The organism is Haloarchaeobius iranensis (assembly GCF_900103505.1).
Lineage (GTDB): Archaea > Halobacteriota > Halobacteria > Halobacteriales > Natrialbaceae > Haloarchaeobius > Haloarchaeobius iranensis.
The window spans coordinates 1-3,080 of sequence record NZ_FNIA01000060.1; the positions used below are offsets into that span (position 1 = coordinate 1).

Annotated in this window: 3 protein-coding genes; 1 reads left to right on the forward strand and 2 read right to left on the reverse strand. The window is 53.8% G+C overall.

All coding sequences use genetic code 11. The features are described 5' to 3' along the window. Window positions 1-283: hypothetical protein (locus BLT27_RS20080; RefSeq protein ID WP_217639200.1), on the forward strand; the 283-nt coding region annotated here is incomplete at its 5' end. 15 nt (window positions 284-298) lie between these two features. On the opposite strand, the gene BLT27_RS18860 is transcribed toward BLT27_RS20080, so the two are convergent. Together BLT27_RS18860 and BLT27_RS18865 are read right to left on the reverse strand one after the other, a co-directional pair. Then, window positions 299-1,405 carry a glycosyltransferase gene (locus BLT27_RS18860; RefSeq protein WP_089736674.1) on the reverse strand — a complete coding sequence of 369 codons (1,107 nt, stop codon included), beginning with the start codon at window positions 1,403-1,405 and terminating at the stop codon, window positions 299-301. A 60-nt stretch (window positions 1,406-1,465) separates the two neighbouring features. Beyond that, entirely contained in the window at window positions 1,466-2,851 is a 1,386-nt protein-coding gene (locus tag BLT27_RS18865; protein WP_089736676.1) for a sugar transferase, read from the reverse strand. Window positions 2,852-3,080 lie beyond the last annotated feature (229 nt).

Genomic DNA, 3,080 nt, shown 5'->3' on the forward strand with positions numbered 1-3,080 from the left:
GTCTACCGAAGCTACGTCTTGCAGGGCGTTGGTACTGCTGGACACAGTTTCCAAACCCTGCGGCCTCCCTTGGGAGGCTTTCTATGACACGCTCCTTATACCTCTTTCTTCCAGCCTACAAAGTATGCCACGCTATACGGTCGGGACCCTTGTCTTCCTGTTCTTTCTGTCCGACCTGATTGACAAGTTACAACAATATAAGTGGGTGGTTTTAGCTGCACTTGCAAGCTGGAACATGGTTCTTTTGTTTTTGTGGTTCAGTGGAAGCGCATTGGTTACGTAGCACAGATTATGTACATCATTCAATAGCAGTGACTTGGTCGTATATAGACTGCACCTCAGTAATCATCCGCTCCCGCGTGAATAGCGCCTCAACACGTGCCCGTGCTTGCTGTCCGTACCGGCGACGTCTCTGATCGTCTTCCAGTAGCGTATTGATCCCGTTCGCCAATGCCCCAGCGTCACGCGGAGGGACGGTGAGCCCTGTTTCGCCATCGACACTCACCCACGGAACACCGGTCGGGAGAGCTGTATTGATGACGGGCACACCGCGAGCCATCGCTTCGAGTTGGACGATCCCGAATGCCTCACTCGGTTCGACAGAGGGCAGTACGAACACGTCCGACCGACGGTAGAGCGCTCCAAGGTCCTCGTCGGGAACGTATCCGAGAAAATCAACCTTGTCGCTTACTCCCTGCTGGTACGTACGTTGTTCCAGCGTGGACCGTCGCTCTCCGTCGCCAGCGATGAGCAACTTTGCGTCGACGTTCTGCATCGCATCGATGAGGTACTCCACACCTTTGTAGTAGTTCAACCGGCCAACAAAGAGAACAGTGGGTCTGGTACGTTCGTCAGCTCCCTCCGGTAACTCCTCCGAGTCAATCTCGTCGAGATCGATAGAGAGAGGAACGACATCACACTTCTCGGTGTACGGTTCAAGAATATCGGAGTTTTCCAACAGCGGCTGGGAGGTGACGATTATACGGTCAGTACTCTCGAGGAACCGGTCGAGAATCGGCCGGTAGACCTGGAGCGCGTTCGATTGACGGACGATGTCGCTGTGGTAGGTAGCCACAACGTTACTATCAGTACCGATGGAGAGCAGTTGAGAGACAGTCGAGAGTGGATTTGGAAGGTGGTGATGGATGATATCAGTATCGCTGGCAGCAGCTCGAAGCTGGTAAGGATAACTGGGCGCAAGAGGGACAGACATCATAACCCCCAGGCTGGAGGCTTTCTTCACCTCTATGCCGTTGTGTTCTTCTTCTGTTCCAATCCCACGGGTTCGGGCGGCCAATACACTCGTGTCGTATGGGTCTGGAAGTCCCTCGGCAATATTTTTTACAACCCGTTCGATTCCGCCTACTTTCGGATAGTAGAACTTATTGACTTGTAATATTTTCATCCTGTCAGCAGGTGTCGTGTATTCTAACTACGGAACCAACGTTTTCGACACAGCAGCGATTCACAGCAGTTCACCGATTACCAGCCACAATTGTCTAATCACGATTTTCAGATCGTATGTAAACGACTGGTGGCGGATATATTCGAGATCCATCTGAAGTTTTCCTTTCGGGTCGGTACTACTAATGTTGTTAATCTGTGCTAATCCCGTAAGTCCGGGCTTTACAAACCATCGTTTTCGCCACATCTCGGATTGTTCCTCCAACAACTGTTCTTCGTCGGTCCACACAGCACGCGGGCCGACGACACTCATCTCACCGGTAAGAATCGACCACAGTTGCGGAATCTCGTCGAGATGGGTCTTTCTCAGGAACCGTCCGACATCCGTGACGCGGTCGTTGTTCGCATCATCGATCGGTTCTGCAGATTCACCTTCCGGCACCATCGTCCGGAACTTGTAGACCGAAAACGTCTCCCCGAGCACGGCGGTGCGTTCCTGTTCGTAGAAAATAGGCCCTGAGCTGTCAAATTTAATTGCGATTCCGATCACCATCATGAACGGTGCCCACAGGAGCAAACCGACGCTCGCGAAGCAGATGTCGAAGAGGCGTTTCAGTACGTAGTCCTGCCAATCCCACGGTTCGATCTCCACGTCGACGAGAGCCCCGGCACTGCTCGACGGCGTCAAGACGGAGTCGGTGTAGTCACGATGGACCTTCGCGTTCACACCGTGTTCGTAGCAGGCATCGAGTGCACCGAAGAACTCCCCTCTGTCGGGCTCCCCGAACGCGAGTACGACCGTGTCTATGTCCTTCTCGACGATGATGTCCTCGAGCCGAGAGAGGCCACCAAGATGATCGATGTCCGCCAGGCCCGTCACGCCACCATCAGCTGCGAGTGCATCGACTCTCGGAGACAAGACCAACGAGGACGGGGCGAGGTACCCAACCGGTTCTACTGCCATGACCTCGTGGACTCGTTGCATCTGAGGGATATCGTCACCGACGATGATAGCCCGGTTGGTGTGGTTCGTTCGTGGGCGACGGATAACGACGAACCACGCCGGAATCAACACCAGCATCACGCCGACTGTCATGACGAGCGTCGCACGCGGAAGTCGGCTCGACCACTCGAAATACCCGAGAAAGGCCAGCGCAAGCCCTGCCGTCAGTACCCGTTTCTGCGTGAGCATGACGGTGTCGAGCACACGTCTCGGGCGGGGCTTGTACATCGGCAGTAACGAGAACAGCGTTATAGCCACGCTAACGAGAATCGCGTTCAGCAAGTCCCCATCGACGAGAACTTTCACACTAAGTCGGTTGAACAGTGGGACGTAGGTCGTGCAGAGATGCTGGAGTACCGGATGGTTCGATAGGAGGACACTACTCGCTGTGAGTCCGGCGACACCCGTCGTCGCGAGAATCCGGTATCGCCAGCCGGTAGTCATTGCTTGTAGGATTAGTGGTAGTATATATAAGCATGATGGACGAGACTGCGTGAGAGAGGAGCTTTCATGCCCGGATATTTTGGTTCAATAATCTATTTCTTTCACTAATTCAGGAAGCGGCTGAATGGGGATCTACGGCTGTGTTGAATCGCCATACTGCAGTGGAATTCACTGTTTCACAGCCCGCTTGATGTTATAGACGACACACATCAGGGCGATTTCTCGGAAC